The sequence below is a fragment of the Streptomyces sp. NPDC090741 genome (genome assembly GCF_044769045.1).
GTDB lineage: Bacteria > Actinomycetota > Actinomycetes > Streptomycetales > Streptomycetaceae > Streptomyces.
Genome location: NZ_JBIVXF010000002.1, coordinates 437287 through 453625, shown reverse-complemented (window position 1 = coordinate 453625; position 16339 = coordinate 437287). Strand labels below are relative to the sequence as shown.

14 protein-coding genes are annotated in these 16339 nt (G+C 72.0%); 7 read left to right on the top strand and 7 right to left on the bottom strand.

Features of this window, described 5'->3' with window-relative positions:
• Window positions 1-26: 26 nt before the first annotated feature.
• The 4 genes from ACIQU4_RS07275 to ACIQU4_RS07260 all read left to right on the top strand — a co-directional run bounded on the left by ACIQU4_RS07275 (window position 27) and on the right by ACIQU4_RS07260 (window position 5018).
• Entirely contained in the window at window positions 27-914 is an 888-nt protein-coding gene (locus tag ACIQU4_RS07275) for a DMT family transporter (RefSeq protein ID WP_403726990.1), read from the top strand.
• Window positions 915-1176: 262 nt separating this feature from the next.
• A complete protein-coding gene (locus tag ACIQU4_RS07270) occupies window positions 1177-3255 on the top strand; it encodes an RICIN domain-containing protein (RefSeq protein ID WP_403726988.1) in 2079 nt (692 codons plus the stop codon).
• A 138-nt stretch (window positions 3256-3393) separates the two neighbouring features.
• Window positions 3394-4029, top strand: a complete 636-nt coding sequence (locus ACIQU4_RS07265; protein ID WP_403726986.1) for a hypothetical protein — start codon at window positions 3394-3396, stop codon at window positions 4027-4029.
• A gap of 107 nt (window positions 4030-4136) precedes the next feature.
• A complete protein-coding gene (locus tag ACIQU4_RS07260; RefSeq protein WP_403726983.1) occupies window positions 4137-5018 on the top strand; it encodes a pirin family protein in 882 nt (293 codons plus the stop codon).
• A 6-nt stretch (window positions 5019-5024) separates the two neighbouring features.
• Here ACIQU4_RS07260 and ACIQU4_RS07255 read toward each other — a convergent pair whose 3' ends face one another.
• Together ACIQU4_RS07255 and ACIQU4_RS07250 are read right to left on the bottom strand one after the other, a co-directional pair.
• Entirely contained in the window at window positions 5025-6788 is a 1764-nt protein-coding gene (locus ACIQU4_RS07255; RefSeq protein WP_403726980.1) for an Ig-like domain-containing protein, read from the bottom strand.
• A 182-nt stretch (window positions 6789-6970) separates the two neighbouring features.
• Entirely contained in the window at window positions 6971-8050 is a 1080-nt protein-coding gene (locus tag ACIQU4_RS07250) for a hypothetical protein (protein ID WP_403726977.1), read from the bottom strand.
• A 454-nt stretch (window positions 8051-8504) separates the two neighbouring features.
• Here ACIQU4_RS07250 and ACIQU4_RS07245 point away from each other — a divergent pair, with 454 nt between their 5' ends.
• Complete coding sequence (locus tag ACIQU4_RS07245; protein ID WP_403726974.1) at window positions 8505-8864, top strand: DUF6204 family protein; 360 nt, start codon at window positions 8505-8507, stop codon at window positions 8862-8864.
• A 4-nt stretch (window positions 8865-8868) separates the two neighbouring features.
• Here the strand turns inward: ACIQU4_RS07245 and ACIQU4_RS07240 are convergent, their stop codons facing one another.
• The 3 genes from ACIQU4_RS07240 to ACIQU4_RS07230 all read right to left on the bottom strand — a co-directional run bounded on the left by ACIQU4_RS07240 (window position 8869) and on the right by ACIQU4_RS07230 (window position 11788).
• Window positions 8869-9690, bottom strand: coding sequence for a lipase family protein (locus ACIQU4_RS07240; RefSeq protein WP_403726971.1), 822 nt, complete (start codon window positions 9688-9690; stop codon window positions 8869-8871).
• A gap of 157 nt (window positions 9691-9847) precedes the next feature.
• Window positions 9848-10138, bottom strand: coding sequence for a hypothetical protein (locus ACIQU4_RS07235; RefSeq protein WP_403726967.1), 291 nt, complete (start codon window positions 10136-10138; stop codon window positions 9848-9850).
• Between the two features lie 135 nt (window positions 10139-10273).
• On the bottom strand, window positions 10274-11788 hold the full coding sequence (locus ACIQU4_RS07230) for an MFS transporter (protein ID WP_403726965.1): 1515 nt from the start codon (window positions 11786-11788) through the stop codon (window positions 10274-10276).
• A gap of 137 nt (window positions 11789-11925) precedes the next feature.
• Here ACIQU4_RS07230 and ACIQU4_RS07225 point away from each other — a divergent pair, with 137 nt between their 5' ends.
• On the top strand, window positions 11926-12366 hold the full coding sequence (locus ACIQU4_RS07225) for a MarR family winged helix-turn-helix transcriptional regulator (RefSeq protein ID WP_403726963.1): 441 nt from the start codon (window positions 11926-11928) through the stop codon (window positions 12364-12366).
• A 38-nt stretch (window positions 12367-12404) separates the two neighbouring features.
• On the opposite strand, the gene galT is transcribed toward ACIQU4_RS07225, so the two are convergent.
• Entirely contained in the window at window positions 12405-13454 is a 1050-nt protein-coding gene (galT, locus tag ACIQU4_RS07220) for a galactose-1-phosphate uridylyltransferase (protein ID WP_403727719.1), read from the bottom strand.
• Entirely contained in the window at window positions 13451-14293 is an 843-nt protein-coding gene (locus ACIQU4_RS07215; RefSeq protein WP_403726960.1) for a DeoR/GlpR family DNA-binding transcription regulator, read from the bottom strand. The genes galT and ACIQU4_RS07215 overlap by 4 nt, the downstream gene beginning before the upstream one ends.
• 496 nt (window positions 14294-14789) lie before the next feature.
• Between ACIQU4_RS07215 and ACIQU4_RS07210 the strand changes: the two genes are divergently transcribed.
• The gene (locus ACIQU4_RS07210) at window positions 14790-16316 is read left to right on the top strand and encodes an NPCBM/NEW2 domain-containing protein (protein WP_403727717.1); all 1527 of its coding nucleotides are present in this window, start codon (window positions 14790-14792) and stop codon (window positions 16314-16316) included.
• The last annotated feature ends 23 nt before the right edge of the window (window positions 16317-16339 follow it).

The window sequence follows — 16339 nt, the reverse complement described above, 5'->3', positions numbered from 1 at the left end:
CTTCCAAGGAAGGTATTGTATCTTCCATGGAAGCCAATCTCCGATGGTCGCTGGTCACGGCGGTCGCGCCGATCGCGTGGGGTACGAACTACTACGTCACCCGGGAGTTCTTGCCCGCCGGCCACCCGCTGTACGGCGCGGCCCTCCGGGCGCTGCCCGCGGGCCTGCTGCTCCTGGCCGTCCGCCGGAAGCTGCCGCGCGGTTCCTGGTGGTGGAAGTCCCTGCTGCTCGGCTTCCTCAACATGAGCGCGTTCTTTGCGCTCATCTACGTGGCCGCGCAGCGGCTGCCGACCAGCGCGGCCTCGACCGTCATGGCGATCGCGCCGCTGGTGATGATGCTCTTCGCGTGGGCCCTGATCTCCGAGCGGCCGGGGCCGCGCCAGCTGGCCGGCGCCGGCCTCGGCGTGGCCGGGGTGTCGCTGATGCTGCTGACGGGAGCCGCGGCGATGGACGCCGTCGGTGTACTGGCCTCCGTGGCCGCGATGGCGATGTCTTCGTTCGGCTACGTCCTGGCCAAGCGGTGGAGCGCGGAGGTCGACGTCCTCGCGTCGACGGCGTGGCAGCTGCTGGGCGGCGGGCTCCTGCTGCTGCCGTTCGCCGTCGCCGTGGAGGGATCGCCGCCGGCTCTCGACGCTCCCGAGCTGCTCGGATTCGCCTACGTCACGGTCGTCGCTACGGCGGTGGCCTTCGCCGCATGGTTCGCGGGGCTGCGCCGGCTGCCGGCCGCGACAGTCGGCCTGCTCGGACTGCTGAACCCGGTCACGGGCGTGCTGTTGGGTACGGCGATCGCAGGGGAAACGCTCACTCTTCGACAGATCTGCGGACTCCTGCTGACCCTGACGGGCATCCTGCTCGGGCGGAGGGGAGCATTCCTCACCGCTCGTGACGGGAGGAATTCGGCAGGTAGTAATTAGGTGAATCCCTGACTGAATTACCGTCAACAAGGATTCCGGCCATATCTCGATTTGATAACGAGATCCTTAAAATGGCCTGGACCATTAACGACCTACGCGCGTAACTGGCCTGGTTTTAAAGCGAATTGACTGTTCATCAAATCCAGCCAGCAGGTAACAGTCCGATATCTCGGGCCCCATTCCCGTTTGTCCGAATTCTCCACTGCGCCGGTCTGGCAGGCTTCCGCGAACCCACTCCTCCGACCAAGGATTTGAGGTGCGCATGACTAGACATCGCAGGAAGCAGCGCGAACACCGGCGCAAACCGCGCCGGTTGATACTCCTCACCGCCGCCATGGCCACGGCGGCGGTGATAGCGGGCGGTATCGCTTACTCCGGACTGGGCGACAACGCCCAGGCGGGGACCGCCCTGGCCGACGCGGCCGCGGAGAACCTCACCCCGGCCGCCGCACCGGCCCGTGACGCGGAGCCGGCGCCCATCGTGGGCGAGCCCGCCAACGAGACCGCCAAGGGCATGGTCTTCGACGGCCTCAAGGCCGCACCGAAGGGCGACCGTTGCGTCGGCGTCTACCGCACGGAGGCCGGGCTCTGCACGCACGGCCCCGACGCCCCGCCCAAGGACGTCGACATCAAGGCCGACGTGGCCCCCGTCGTCAAAACGAAGGCCCCGGCCGCCGACCCGGCGAAGCCCGAGGCCGGCGACGCGGCCGCCGCGGCCGAAGGCAGCGGGCGTCCTCAGGACGCGCCCGCCGCCGACGCCGCCTCCGCCAAGTCCGCCCCCGCCGCGGCGCCCTCGCCCGCCGCGGCCGGCGGCAGCAGCCAGGCCGTCGCCGCCGGTCCCGCCGGCCAGACCGTCCAGTGCGACGGCGACGGCAGCACCGGCAACCGCGTCCAGGTCGTGTACGTCCACGGCTCCGACCGCGACCGGTACTCCGAGTACCTCGCCTCGTTCCGCAAGTGGGCGGCCGACGCCGACCTCATCTACTCGACGAGCGCCCAGGAGACCGGCGGAATCCGCCACATCCGCTTCGTCACGGCCGCGGACTGCACGCCGACGGTGCTCAACATCGAGCTCCCGGCGTCCGCGCTCTCCGAGTTCAGCGCGACCAACAACGCGCTCGCCGGCAAGGGCCTCGACCGCCGCGACCGCAAGTACATGATCTTCTCGGACACGCAGGTCTACTGCGGCATCGGCACCTTCGCGGGCGACGAGCGGCCCGGCCAGGACAACCAGAGCAACTTCGGCCCCTCGTACGGCCGTACGGACTCGGGCTGCTGGGGCGGCCACACCGCGGCGCACGAACTCGGCCACAACCTCGGCGCGGTGAACAACAGCGCCCCCAACACCAGCCGCGGCGCCCACTGCACGGACGAGTGGGACGTCATGTGCTACTCGGACACCCCGTACTACCCGCAGATGCGCAACGTGTGCACCAACCAGGCCGCCGAGAACATCCTGGACTGCAACCACGACGACTACTTCCACACCAACCCCAAGGCGGGCAGCTACCTCGCCACGCACTGGAACATCGCGAACAACCAGTTCCTGATGAAGGCCAACGGCGGCGGGGGCACCAACCCCGACCCGAACCCGAAGCCCACGCCGAGCCCCACCAAGAAGCCCACCCCGACGCCGACCAAGAAGCCCACGGGCGGCCCCAAGGCGACGGCGGCCCAGATCCAGTCCAACTCGGTCGTGGTGAGCTGGCCCAAGGTCGACGGAGCCGCGTGGTACCAGGTCCTGCTGAACGGCAAGCACCTGACCTGGGTCCAGTCCCAGGCCCTGCGCATCTACAACCTCCAGCCCGGTACGGAATACAAGATCGCGATCTCGGTCCGCGACACCTCCGGCCATGACAGCGGAGCCGGCCCGACCACGACCTTCCGTACGACGGGTGCGGGCGGCGGCACCACCACCCCCGGTGCCCGCTACACCCTCGGCAACGGCAGCACCGGCATGGCCGCCGAGCTGTGGGGCGGCCGCAGCGCCGACGGCACGGTGCTCGTCGGCGGCCGCGCCAACGGCTACGCCCAGCAGCAGTGGCTCTTCGACGACGCGGGCGGCGGACTCGTCCGCATCAAGTCCGCGGTCTCCGGCAAGTGCCTGCAGACGGGCGGCGCCCCGGCCGCCGGCATGTGGATCGCGCAGGAGCCCTGCGGCGGCAACTCCGCGCAGCAGTGGAAGCTGTCGTCCCGCGGCGGCGGTGTGACCGTCACCGACGCCAGTGGCGGCTACGCCCTGACCGTGAGCGGCCGCCCGTACTACGGCGCCTGGCTGCTCGACCTCCAGAGCGCGGACGGCCGCGCGTCCCAGGTGTGGACGGTCCAGAAGGTCGGCTGACCTTCCGGAACCGATCCCGCCTTCCCGCCGGTGTACGGCCGCCCCGCGCGGCCGTCCACCGGCCCCCTCATCTCCCGCACCGCGGCTCACTCCCGCAGCGCAGTACCTCGCATCCCACCGCACCAGGAGCACCCAACGATGCGTACACGCCCCGCTTTCCCGGTCCGCAGCGGACTCGGCTTCCTGTTCCTGTTCCTCGCCCAGGCCCTGGCCGTGGCCGTACCCACCGCGGCCCACGCCCACGGCGACACCGTCAAGGTCGTCATCACCGGGCAGCGGGAAGGCCATGTCACCACCGAGATCACCTGGGAGAACGACGGGGACGCCATCGAGGAGGCGGTCGCCGCCACGGTGAACTCGATCAGCCCCGACGGATCCCGCACGATGGGGCCCTGGCGACTGGTCCGCGACGCCGGGACGCGTACCGGCTGGAGCACGGCGGAGGTGCTGCCGCCCGGCACCTGGAAGGTGAGCGTCGACGTGGGGTTCCCGTCCCTCGGGCACGGCGCGAAGGAGATCGCCGTTCCGGTGGTCGACCCGGCGCCGTCCGCGGCCACGCCGAGTGCGGCCGCACCGTCCGCCTCCGCCTCGCCCGCCCCCTCCGACGCGTCCGCCGCGCCGGTGCCCTCCAAGTCGCCGGCCCCGGCGCCGGAGCCGGCCGACGAGGGCCAGGACCGTACCGTGTGGTGGACCACTGCGGGGGTGATCGTGATCGCCCTGGCCGGCGCCGCCGCCGGCGTACTGCTGCGCCGCGCGCGGGCCCGCAGGCGCTGACCTCTCAGGCGGCGCGCGGAGGGGCGGTGGCTGAAGTCGGCGGTACGACCTGACAACCGAACGGGACCGCGTTGACAGTGGAATTCGCCGTACCGTTCATTCGGCGCATGCACCTCACCGCCGCCGCCGTACGCTCCACCCTCCGCGTCGTCCGCCCTTTCCACACCTTCGAGGGCGAGGGCTTCCCCGTACGCCGCCCCTTCCCGCAGCCCGAACTGCCCTTGGCCGACCCGTTCCTGGCGGTCCACCAGGTCGGGCCGCACGCGCTCGGGCCGGGCGAGGCCAAGGGCGAGCCGCCGCACCCGCACCGCGGATTCGAGACCATCCAGTACGTCATGGAAGGCGCGATGGAGGACATCGACTCCGCGGGGCACAAGCGGGTCATGAACCCCGGTGAGGTGCGGTGGCTCACGGCCGGGTCGGGGCTCGTCCACCTCGCCCGCCCCGCCCCCGGACTGCTCGCCGAAGGCGGCCCGCAGCACCTGCTCCAGATCTGGGTGAACCTGCCGGCCCGGCTCAAGGCGACGCCGCCGCGGGTCCAGTACGGCTGCGCCCCCGGCGACATCCCCCGCATCGTCACCGAGGACGGCGGCGCCGAGCTCACGGTGATCTCGGGCAGCACCCACGGGGTGCGGGGACCGTTCGAGACCCACACTCCGGTGCTCGTCGTACACGCCCGCCTCACGGCCGGCGGCCGCGCCGGGTTCACCGTCCCGACCGGGCACAACGCCATGCTGTACGTGCTGTCCGGGACGGCCGCCACCCCCGACGCCCGCCTCCCCGACGGCCATCTGGCCATCCTCGGCCGGGACGCGGAGCGGTTGACGGTCGAGGCCCCGGGAGAGGCGGCCGAAGTGCTGGTGCTGGCCGGCGAGCCGCTCGGCGAACCCGTGGCCCGCACCGGCCCGTTCGTCATGAACACCGCCGCCGAGATCCGCCAGGCGCAGATGGACTACCAGCACGGCCTGATGGGGCACATCGACATCTGAGTCAGCTCACGGCTGGCGGCACTGGCCCGAGCGCGGACCCTCCACCGTGTTGCCGCTCTGCTGCGGGGCAGGGACGTTGGCATCGCAGCGCAGCGGGCCGACGACCGTGGTGGCCGAGACCTCGACGCCTCCGGTGTTGGCGTTCAGACTCACCGGGCCCTGTACGGTATTGCCCGCGCAGCCCGCGGTGGCGTCGTTCGAGCCGATCAGCACCGGGCCACTGGTCCGGCCGATGCTGACCGAGCCGGTGAGCTTCGAACCGCAGACAGCGGCGGCGAGCGCACCGTCGCTGGAAACGGGGCCGGTGATCACGGCTCCCGTGACGGCCAGCGCACCGCCGGAGCGGACCGTCACCGGGCCGGTCTGGCTGCCGCCCGGTGCGATGCAGACCGACTCGCCGTCGGCCACGGTCAGCGGGCCGCGGTGGGCGGTCGTGATGCACGGGCGGCTGAAACCGACGGTGACCTCGGTGGCTTCCGCCGCGGCGCTCGCCTCGTTCGCCGGGTCGCCGCCGTAGGTAGCGGTCACCGGGTGCGCGCCGGGGCGCAGCGCGCTGGTCCGGAACTCGGCGCGGCCACCGGTCAGCGGCACCGTCGCCAGCTGCTTCGTCCCGTCGGAGAACGTGACCGTCCCGCCCGGGGTTCCCGCGGCGGGGTTCGCCGGGCCCACGGCCGCGGTGAGCGTGACCGCATGGCCGAACAGCGGGGTGGTCGTGTCCGCGGTGAGCGAGAGTGTCGTCCCGTACCGGAAGGAGACGACCGCCTTGCCGTCGCCGTGGTTGACGCCCCGCAGGAGGGAGGCGTCGGTCGCGGAGGGCGCCGCGAAGCCGCTGCCTCCGCCGCCGCCCGCGCCGTACAGGTTGCCGGGGTTCCCGCCGCCGGAGCCGCCCGCGCCGCCGAAGTAGCCGCCGCCACCCCCGCCGCCGCCGTTGCCGCCGCGGCCGCCGTTGCCGCCCGGGCCGCCGCTGCCGGGGTTGGGCAGGCCGGTGTTGGGGTCGGTGTCGCCGCCGGGCACGCCCGGACCGCCCTGGGCGGAGTTGGGACTGCCGGCGCCGTGGGCGCGCTGCGTACCGCCGCCGCCTGCGACCCCGGAGCCGGCGGGGCCACCGCCCTGGCCGCCGTCTTCCGCCTCGGGGCCGCCGCCGTTGCCGCCGTGCAGCAGGGGGCCGCCGTTGCCGGCTCCCCCGCCGCCGCCCGCGACCAGGATCCGGTCGGCCGGCCCGAAGGCGCCGACGCGTACGTCGGAACCTCCGCCGCCGGATCCGCCGCCGCCGTGCGCACCGCCGCCACCGGCGCCGTGGCCGGTGCCGCCGGGGCGGGCGTACTCGCCGTGCCGGGAGGTGCCGGAGCTGCCTGCCGCGCCCAGGGTGATCTGGAGGCTCTGCCCGGCGCTCACTGCGAGGGTGGCACGGGTCTCGCCGCCGAGGCCGCCGGGGGATCCGTCGTTCGGCGGGTTCGGCAGGACGAAGCCGGCCGCGCTGCCGCCCTCGGCGCCGAACAGGTCGACGCGGATCGCGCCGACCCCGTCCGGCACGGTGAAGGTGTCCGTACCGGTGTTGGCGTACGTACAGGTGGGCGGCGAGGCGGTGAAGATCCCGGCGGAGCCGCAGGGCGAGGGCGCGGGCGCGGCCGCCGGGTCTGCGGCGGCGAAGGGGGCGAGGACGGCGGCGAGCAGGCCGCTCGCGCCGAGCACGATCGCCGTCTTCGATGTCGATATGCGCGTACGAGGGGTGGCGCGCGGGGTGGAACGAGGGGTCGAACGGCGGTTCATGGAAGGGTCGCTGCCTCTCCGGGCCCTTTGGGGGCGACCGAGCTGGGATGGGGTGACCGGCGGGCGGGGGACGCGGTGCATGCCCCCCTCCCGCCGGTCAAGGTCGTTGCGGTTGCCGATGCCGTTGCCGTTGCCGATGCCGATGCCGATGCATGGAACTGACGCAGAGGCGGGCGATCGGGTCAGACGCCGTCGTCGGCGCAGAGGGCCCACACGTCGGAGGACGTGCCCGGCGAGCTGGTGCCCCCGGTGTGGGTGGAGGCCGTCCAGTAGGCCGCGGTGGTCGTCCCGTCGCCGACGGGGGTGCCGCCGGAGTCGCTCGGGTAGCTGCCGTTGAGGTGGTCGCCGACGGAGCCGGGGCCCGTGAAGTCTGTGGTCGTCACGCTGCCGCCGCTGATGGCGGCGCCCCCGCCGACCAGCTTTCCGTCGTTGCCGCCGCAGCCCACCGTGACCGTCTGGCCGGCGGTCGCCGAGGTCGGGCCGCTCACCTCGCTGAAGCGCACCTTCACCGTGGTGCCGCTGATGTTGATGTTGTTGCCGCTGCAGATGGCGTAGGCGTACGTGGTGTTGTTGCTGTTGCCGCCGCCGCCGTTCCAGCCGACCGCCGCCCAGGAGTCGGGGTTGGTCTCGCCGTCGGCGGCCGCCTTCTGGCCGAAGTCGTGCCCGGCGTTGTTGAACGTGGGGAAACTGGCGATCGGCTTGAGGCTGCCGACGCTCGCCGGGGTGATCCGGGCACCGCCGCCGAGCAGGCGGGTGTTGGCCGGGCAGGTCGCGACGACCAGACCCACCGTTCCGCTGGTGGTGGGCCCGGCGATCTTGTTCATGACCACCTGGGTGTGGTTGATCAGGTTGCTCGTGAAGCACATCGCGTACGGGGTGCTGGAGAACGAGGCGTTGACCGCTCCGCCGCTGCCGCCGATGCCGAGCCAGTGGGTCACGTCGGTGCCGACGACCCCGGTCGTGCCGAGGTACTCGGTGCTGCCGTCGGGGCTCGGCGAGGTGCCGTTGATCTTGTTGCCGTTGGAGGACGTGCCGGTGCCGATGGCCTGGTTGATCCCGCCTCCGGAGATCAGGCCGCTGCTGCAGTCCGCGTGGGTGGAGATCTCGGAGAAGGTCGACCCGGGCCCGGCGGTGGCCCCGGGGGTCTTCACGGTGACGCTCACGGTGTTCGCGTAGGCGGTGCCCGGCACGGCCAGGGCCAGTGCGGCGCCCACGACCAGTGCCTTGGCTGCGGCATGGCGCCGCAGAAGTCCCGTGTTCATTTGTGTTCTCCCCATCTGTTAGGCGATGAAGGTGGCATGGCTCGGCATCCGGCGGCTGAGAACCGGAGTTCGCACAGGTGCTGGGCGCACGACGGCCGCGCCCCTGGGTACGGGGGCGCCGAAGCCGTCGGTGCGGAAGTGCCACGGCATCACAACTGCTGTCTGCCTGGCGGATGTACGCCGCTCAGGGGCAGGTCAGGGTGTGCGGATCGGCCATATCGCCACCCCCATCTCGGAGTCGCGCATGCGGACTCTAACAGGGTCCAGGCCCAGCATCTACTAGGTATTCCGCTCTATGAACTGGCAGATGCGGAACGGTGAAATGCGTGCCGGAAGCGGGCTCCGATGTGACTTTCCAGTAGCTCCGGCGGGAGGTCGAACGGCGGCCCGCGCCCGGCGGGCCGCCCGCGGAAATCCCGGTGCGCCGGCCGGCCCCGGTGCCTAAGCTCGCCGGATGAGCACTCGCACCTTCCGGATCACCGTCCGCGGCTCCTTCGACGGCCTCACCGCCGAGCAGCACGCGGAGCTGCTCGCCGCCGCGCCGGAGCACGACATCATGAGCTCCGCGTACACCGCCGAGGGCCACCTCTCGTACGACGTCGCCGTCGGCCCGTTCTTCACCTTCCGCTTCCTCGACTCGGGCGAGGCCGAGGAGGACGTCCTCGACGCGACCGCGCGCGCCGAGCTCGCCGCCGAGAGCTGGCTCACCGAGCGCGGCTACGGTTTCAAGCGCCTCACGTCCCGGGCGCAGGACCTCTCGCTGGCCCCGCTGAGCAAGCGCCAGCGCCAGGCGGCCGCGCGCGGCAACGCCTGAGCCGTCAGGGGAGGTTCTTCTCCAGGGCGCCGATGTAGCGCTGCATCGAGTGGTCCCTCACCCCGTCGCTCGCGGGGGCGAACAGATCGGCGGTCATCCCCTTGGCCCGGTCACCCAGCGCCTGCAGCGCCGGCATCGACTCGCGGAGCCTGCCGTTCGCGTCGATGTAGCGCAGCGCGTCGACGTGGTGGAAGGCCGGCTCCGGCGGGAGCTGCGGCACGATGTCGTTGTTGTTGACGAAGCGGTGCATGCGCTTGCTGAAGGCGGTGTTGTACGCCTTCGCCAGCATCCGGTCGCAGGTGCGGGGCTGGCCGTACGTGTAGACACCGTCGGCCCGCAGCCTCGGGTCTTCCAGGTGCAGGCGCGCCCCGGTGAGCATGGCCAGCGCGCCGCCGAGGCTGTGGCCGCAGAGGAAGACGGTCTGTCCGCGGTCCCGGAGTTCGGTGATCCCCTTCGCGACCTCGGGGAAGACGGAATGCAGGGCCTGGGCGAAGCCGTAGTGGACGTACCCCGTCGCGGCCGGGCCCGGCCACGGCGGCGTGGTGGCGTCGGAGAGCCAGTCCTTCAGCTGCACGGGCTCGGTGCCGCGGAACGCGACGACGATCATCCGGTCGGACGCCATCGTGAAGGCCTGGGTGTCTTCGAGCGGGAACGGCGGTGTGAACCGGGTCTGGTGGTGGCGTACCCGGTCGAAGCCCCAGCCACGTGCCTCGGCGTCGATACGGGACTCGTCCTGGTAGGCCAGCGCGGCCGCCCGCGCCATCCAGTACGCGAGCTGCGGGCTGTAGTCACGGGCTTGATGATCGAACGTCGTCGGAGCCGGCACCGTTCTCCCCTTCGCGCAACGGCCGACGGCCCTGCGCCGATCAGCCGGGACTCCGTCGTACCGCGTACACCCGAGCGCCGTCGCCTGACGCGCGCGTACTTCACCCGAACGGCCACCCCCACCCGCCTGCGGCAATCCGGACGACGTAGGACACGGCCTAGCCCTGGGCCCCGGGGAAGCCGTAGTTGTGGACGGGGGACACCTCGGGGGGGCCGCCCGTGCTCTGCCAGCCCTGGGCCTCCACGACGGGCATCAGCTTCTCCGAGAACACGTTCATGTGCTGCTCGGTCTCCCAGAGGTCGTAGATGTCCAGACCCTCGGCGCTCGCGACGCAGACGTGGGAGAGGCAGCCGTCGAAGATCCCGGGGATCGCCAGGAGCTCCTTGTGGAGGGCGTCGTACTGGTCAGCCGTGATGCCCGGGACGGTGGCATGCATCAGGATCGCCATGGCGGGTCACTCCTCGCGTGCGGGGGGTCAGGCCCCTCCCCGCCGCCCGGCGGCGGCCCCCTGCCCACGGGAACAGGACAGCACGCAAACGAGGGGACGGCATCCGCGAGCGGTGCCGTCCCCTCGAAGGGCGGGTCAGACGGCCTCGGCCGGCTCCGGCTCCGGCTCCGCCACCTTCGCGGGAGCCGCTGCGGGCGTGCCCGCCTCGGCGGTGCGCGGTCCGTGCGCTCCGCGCAGGCCGATCCAGCTGATCACCGCGACCAGGGCGAAGGCGACGGCCCCGATCCAGAAGGTGAGGGTGAACCCGGACTCGGCGGGCAGGGCCGGGACGCCGGCGGGCAGGTGCTCGATGGTCTTCGACGCCAGGATCGTGGTGACGATGGCACTGCCGATCGCGCTGCCCGTGGATCGGGAGATCGAGTTGATGCCGTTGGCGATCCCGCTCTGGTGGTGCGGGACGCTCGCCATGATGACGGCGGGCATGGCCGCGTAGCCGAAGCTGACGGCCGCGCCGACGACCAGGCCGGCGCCGATCACCGAGAAGCTGTGACCGTGGTCCAGGGCGAGCCAGCCGAAGCCGACGGCGCCGAGCCCGGCGGCGAGGCCGAGGGCCACGCGCGGGCCGCGGTGGCGGACCAGCTGGCCGCCGATGGGCGAGGCGAGCAGGGAGACGATCGCACCGGGCAGCAGGAACTGTACGGAGGCGCGCAGGATGGAGGCGTCGAAGCCGTAGCCGGTGAGCTTCGCCGGCATCTGGACGAGGTACGAGACGCCCAGGAAGTTCGCGAACATGCCGAAGCCGACGAGGATGCCGGCCAGGTTGGCCATGAGCACCGGGCGGTGGACGAACATCCGCATGTCCACGAGCGGCTCGCTGACCTTGAGCTCGGTGAAGACCCAGACGGCGGTCATGACGACGGCGCCGGCGAAGCTGCCCAGCGTACGGCCGGAGGTCCAGCCCCACTCGTGGCCCTGCGAGATGGGCAGCAGGAGCAGCAGGAGGGTGATGCCGAGCGTCAGCGCGCCGAGGAAGTCGGTGCGGCCGCCGGTCTTGTGCCGGGTCGCGGGGACCAGGAAGGCGACGGCGAGCAGGGCGATGGCGGCGAAGCCGGTCGCCATCCAGAACGCGTTGCGGTAGTCGGCGTCGGAGCCGGAGGTGAGCAGGCCGGTGGCGACGAGCGCGAGGCCGCTGCCGAAGGCGAGGGTGCCGCTGACCAGGGCCATCGCGCCGGGGAGCTTCTGCGGGCGGACTTCCTCGCGCAGCACCGAGAGGGCGAGCGGGAAGATCGCGGTGGCGGCGCCCTGCAGGACGCGGCCCAGGATCAGGAGCGGGAGCGAGGTCGCGAGGGCGGCGATGACGGAGCCGACGACCATGACGCCGAGGACGGCCACCAGCGTGGGCTTCTTGCCGTGCTGGTCGCCGAAGCGGCCGAGCAGCGGGGTGAAGACGGCGGCGGACAGCAGGGTGGCGGTGGTCACCCAGCTCACGTTGGCGGTCGAGGTGCCCAGGTCGGTGCGTATGAGGCCCAGGATCGGAACCGGCAGGGTCTGCATCATCGACACGACCATGGCGGCAAGGCTCAGGGCGAAGACGATGATCGTCTCGTTCCTGTTCTTGGCCTCGGCGGGGGTGGGGGCGGCGGTGCTCATGGCTGGCAGGACCTTCTTAGTGCTTCAGATCGCAGATGTTTGATGTCATCAAGTAACTCGGTAGACGGTAGACGTCAATAGTTAAAGTGGTCAAGTAAACAATTGACAATGTCAACCACCTGAGTACGCTCGACGGCATGAGCGCCACCACCCCACCCGCCCCCACCAAGCTCGAGCTCCTTGAGCTGCTCGCCGCCATCGGAACCGCCCAGTGGCGAGATTTCGCGGCCGCGGCGGCCCACTACGGCCTCACCTCCACCCAGGCCCGGGTCCTCGCCCAGCTCAACGGCCCGCTCCCGATGCGCGGCCTGGCCACTCTCCTGGTGTGTGACGCATCGAACGTCACCGGGATCGTGGACCGTCTGGAGGCCCGCGAGCTGGTGCGCCGCGAGGCCGACCCCGCCGACCGCCGCGTGAAGAACGTCGTGGCGACGGACGCCGGCCGCGAGATCATCCGGCGCGTGCGCGAGGAGATGCAGGCGACGCACGGCGCGCTGGACACCCTCGACGAGAGCGAGAGCGCGACGCTCTACGCCCTGCTGGAGCGGCTGCGCCCGACCATGGAGAAGGACGCGTAAGGAGGAGGCGCGAGAACGCCGCGCACGGGAGGCGGCCGTCAGGCCTCGCGCAGCGCCGCGGCCGCCTGCTCGGGCGCGATGTCGTTGATGAACTGGCCCATCCCGGACTCGGTCCCGGCCAGGTACTTGAGCTTGTCGGCGGCCCGCCGGGTGGTGAACAGCTCCAGGTGGAGTGCGTACAGCTCCCGGCCGGTCCGTACGGGGGCCTGGTGCCAGGCCGAGATGTACGGGGCCGGCGCCGGGAAGAGCCGGTCGAAGCGGCCGAGCAGATCCAGCTGGAGGACGGCCAGCTCGGCCTGCTCGGGCCCGGTCAGGGCGGGCAGGTCGGGGACGCGCCGGTGCGGGTAGAGGTGCACCTCGTACGGCCAGCGCGCGGCCTCCGGTACGAAGGCGCTCCAGTGCTCCCCCGCGACCACCACCCTGCGCCCGTCGGCCAGCGCCTCGTCGCGGACCTCGTCGAAGAGGTTGCGGCCGGTGGCCCGGTGGTGGCGGGAGACGGTGTCCAGCATGCGCCGGGTGCGCGGGGTGAGGAGGGGCAGGGCGTAGACCTGGCCGTGCGGGTGGGAGAGCGTGACCCCGATCTCTGGGCCCCGGTTCTCGAAGCAGTACACCTGCTCCACGCCCGGAAGCGCGGCGAGCTCGGCGGTGCGGTCGGCCAGGGCCGCGAGCACCGTACGGGCCTGGGCCGGGCCGAGGTCGGCGTACGAGGCCTCGTGGTCGGGGCTGAAGCAGACGACCTCGCAGCGGCCCCCGCCCGGTCCGGACAGGGCGGGGAAGCGGTTCTCGAAGACGGCGACCTGGTAGTCGGGGGCCGGGATCTCGGTGGGCCGGCCCGGGGCCGACGGGCAGAGCGGGCACTGGTCGGCGGGCGGCAGGTGGGTACGGCCCTGGCGGTGCGAGGCGATCACCACCCACTCGTCGAGGAGCCGGTCGTGGCGCCGCTCGGAGCGCGTCGATATGGGCGGCAGGCCGCGGGAGTCGGCGTGGTCGCGGGAGTCGGCGTGGTCGCGTACGAGACCTCCCGTGACGGCTTCGTCGTAGTAGATCAGCGCCCGCCCGTCGGACAGGGTCGTACGCGTCTTCCTCACCACGGGCGCTCCTGCGCGGGGTCGGCGGGACCGGCGGGACCGGCGGCCAGCAGCACCTCGCCGACCCGCTCGGTGACCGCGGCGGCCTCCTCCGCGGGAAGGGAGTCGGTGACCAGCACGTCGACCTCCTCCAGGGCGGCGAAGGTGGTGAGCCCCACGGTCGACCACTTGGTGCGGTCGGCGAGGAGCGCGGTCCGCCGCGCGGAGCGCAGGAACGCCCGGTTGGTCTCCGCCTCGGCGAGGTTCGGCGTGGTCAGCCCGGTGGCGGTGCCCAGGCCGTGACAGCCGAGGAACAGCAGGTCGACGTGGAGGGACCGGATGGCCTGGTCGGCGATGGGCCCCACGAGCGCGTCGGAGGGGGTGCGGATGCCGCCGGTGAGGATGACCGTCAGGGTGCCGCCTGCGCTGCCGGTCCGGCAGGCGGCCTCGAAGACCTCGGCGGTGCGGACCGAGTTGGTGACCACCGTGAGACCGGGGACCTCCGTGAGCTCACGGGCCAGCGCGTGGGTGGTGGTCCCGGCGGACAGGGCGATGGCCGAGCCCGGTGCGACGAGGGCGGCCGCCGCCTTGGCGATGGCCTGCTTCGCCGCCGTCTCCCATTCCGACTTGGCCTCGAACCCGGGCTCGTGGCTGCTGGCCTCGTCGCCGAGCACGGCGCCGCCGTGCACCTTGCGCAGCAGGCCCTCGCGGGCGAGTACGTCCAGATCGCGGCGGACGGTCATGTCGGAGACGTTCAGGGAGCGGGTCAGCTCGTTCACCCGTACCCCGCCGCGCCGGCGGACCTCGTCGAGGATCAGGGCGCGGCGTTGATGCGCCAGCAGGCTGCCGGGATCGGCCATGCGGCGGTTCCTCTCCTGGGGCACCGGCGTCCCCGGTCAACCGAAGCATCCTGACGGATCGAACAGAAGTCAACAGACCTCGACAAAGCCGCAGTTGGGGACCGGGCCGGGCCCGTGGCCGCCGACACGGGCGGCGGCCGTCGGCGGATTGACGCAGTCCATTCTCTTGACATGTCCCTGCGGTGGCAGTGTGATGTGGGCCTTCCCGTTGGAGTCCGTTCGTTCCTGAGGACTTCTGCGGGAACCGACGTGCCGGACGTACGCGTCAGGGCGCATTCCCGCACACGCTCTCCCGGAATTCCGGGCCCCACTCCCACCCCAGGAGCCGTCTGTGCACTCGTTACGAAGCGCCGTCGCCCGCCGTCTGACGGCGGTCCTCACGGCACTGCCGTTACTGGCCCCGGCGGCGGGGGCCGCCGCACTGGCGGGTACGGCGGTGCTCGCGGGCGCCGCGCCGGCCGCCGCCGTGGCCGACGGCCAGGCACTGACCCCGCCCATGGGGTTCAACAACTGGAACTCCACCCACTGCCGGGCCGAGTTCAACGAGGCGATGGTCAAGGGCATCGCCGACCTCTTCGTCGCCAAGGGCCTCAAGGCCGCCGGCTACCGGTACGTCAACCTCGACGACTGCTGGGCCCTGCCGAACCGCGACGCCTCGGGCAATCTGGTGGCCGATCCCGTCCGCTTCCCCGGCGGGATCAAGGCCCTCGCGGACTACGTGCACTCCGAGGGTCTGAAGTTCGGCATCTACACCAGCGCCGGCACCAGGACCTGCGACACCGCGGGCTTCCCCGGCGGTCTCGGCCACGAGCAGCAGGACGCCAACCTCTTCGCCTCCTTCGGGGTCGACTACCTCAAGTACGACAACTGCAACAACCAGGGCGTGGACGCGAAGAAGCGGTACACGGACATGGCGGGGGCGCTGAAGAAGACCGGCCGTCCCATCGTCTTCTCGCTGTGCGAGTGGGGCGAGAACCAGCCGTGGACGTGGGCGTCGAGCCTCGGCCATCTGTGGCGCACCACCGGGGACATCGGCGACAGCTGGTCCTCGATGATCTCCATCGCCCACAGGAACCAGCCGCTCGCGCCGTACGCGGGTCCCGGCCAGTGGAACGACCCGGACATGCTGGAGGTCGGCAACGGCGGGATGACCGCCACCGAGTACCGCACCCACTTCACCCTCTGGTCGATGATGTCGGCGCCGCTGCTGATCGGCAGCGACCTGCGCAAGGCGACGGCCGAGACCTTCGACATCCTCTCCAACCCCGATGTCATCGCCCTGGACCAGGACGCCCTCGGCAAGCAGGGCACGGTGGTATCCAGCTCGGGCGGCCTGGTGGTGATGGCCAAGGAGCTGGCGAACGGCGACCGGGCGCTGTCGCTGACCAACGAGACCGGTTCCACCGCCACGATCTCCGCCCGGACGGACGCCCTCGGCATCGGAAACCGCGCCCCCTACGCCCTCAAGGAGCTGTGGACGAAGGCCGCCTCGACCAACACCAGCGGCACCATCAGCGCCTCGGTCGCCCCGCACGCCACCGTCGTCTACCGGGTCACCCCGGGGCCGGCGCCGCTTCCGCCGGCCGGCACCTCCCACCTGTCGGACCTGCCCTGGACGGGTGTGATCAGCGGCTGGGGCCCGGCGGAGAAGGACCGGAGCAACGGGGAGCAGGCGGCCGGTGACGGCGGGACGCTGACCGTGGGCGGCGCCACGTACGCCAAGGGCCTGGGCGTCCACGCGGCCAGCACACTGACCTACCACCTCGGGGGCAGGTGCACCGGCCTGACGGTGGACGTCGGCGTCGACGACGAGAGTTGGCACACCGGCGCCGTCGGCTTCCAGATCTACCGGGACGGCACCAAGGTCGCGGACAGCGGGGTCGTCACCACGGCGGACGCGGCCCGGACGCTCACCGCCGATCTGACCGGCGGCCAGACACTGCGGCTCGTGGTCACCGACGGCGGCAACGGCATCGACTACGACCACGCGGACTGGGCGGCGCCCCGGCTCACCTGCAACTGACCTGCAGGCCCGCGGACTTGCCG